Source organism: Alkalibacterium pelagium (genome assembly GCF_900109325.1).
GTDB lineage: Bacteria > Bacillota > Bacilli > Lactobacillales > Carnobacteriaceae_A > Alkalibacterium > Alkalibacterium pelagium.
In genome coordinates this window covers 1-1,119 of sequence record NZ_FNZU01000034.1, presented here as the reverse complement: position 1 = coordinate 1,119, position 1,119 = coordinate 1, and the positions used below count along the sequence as shown (strand labels likewise).

Here is a 1,119-nt window from a genome sequence, read left to right as displayed (position 1 = left end):
AGCTGATCAACACGAAACAACACCACTTACCCTTAACACACGTTGTGTGGTTAAGTCCTCGACCGATTAGTACTGGTCCGCTCCACATATCACTATGCTTCCACTTCCAGCCTATCCACCTGATCATCTTTCAGGGGTCTTACTTCCTTAAAGGAATGGGAGATCTCATCTTGAAGGGGGCTTCACGCTTAGATGCTTTCAGCGTTTATCCTGTCCACACATAGCTACCCAGCGATGCCAGTGGCCTGACAACTGGTACACCAGCGGTGTGTCCATCCCGGTCCTCTCGTACTAAGGATAGCTCTTCTCAAATCTCCAACGCCCGCGACGGATAGGGACCGAACTGTCTCACGACGTTCTGAACCCAGCTCGCGTACCGCTTTAATGGGCGAACAGCCCAACCCTTGGGACCGACTACAGCCCCAGGATGCGATGAGCCGACATCGAGGTGCCAAACCTCCCCGTCGATGTGAACTCTTGGGGGAGATAAGCCTGTTATCCCCAGGGTAGCTTTTATCCGTTGAGCGATGGCCCTTCCATATGGTACCACCGGATCACTAAGCCCGACTTTCGTCCCTGCTCGACTTGTAGGTCTCGCAGTCAAGCTCCCTTCTGCCTTTACACTCTACGAATGATTTCCAACCATTCTGAGGGAACCTTTGGGCGCCTCCGTTACATTTTAGGAGGCGACCGCCCCAGTCAAACTGCCCGTCTGACACTGTCTCCCGACCGGTTTACGGTCGCGGGTTAGAGTGGCCATACAGCTAGGGTAGTATCCCACCAACGCCTCCACCAAGACTGGCGTCCTGGCTTCATTGGCTCCTACCTATCCTGTACAAGCTGTACAGACACTCAATATCAAACTACAGTAAAGCTCCATGGGGTCTTTCCGTCCTGTCGCGGGTAACCTGCATTTTCACAGGTACTATAATTTCACCGAGTCTCTCGTTGAGACAGTGCCCAAATCGTTACACCTTTCGTGCGGGTCGGAACTTACCCGACAAGGAATTTCGCTACCTTAGGACCGTTATAGTTACGGCCGCCGTTTACTGGGGCTTCAATTCAGAGCTTCGCCGAAGCTAACCCTTCCTCTTAACCTTCCAGCACCGGGCAGGTGTC

General features: G+C 53.1%; 1 rRNA gene. It reads right to left on the bottom strand.

Going from position 1 to position 1,119, the window contains the following annotated elements:
• Window positions 1-46 precede the first annotated feature (46 nt).
• Window positions 47-1,119, bottom strand: a 23S ribosomal RNA gene (locus tag BMX79_RS12400); the annotation flags it as partial.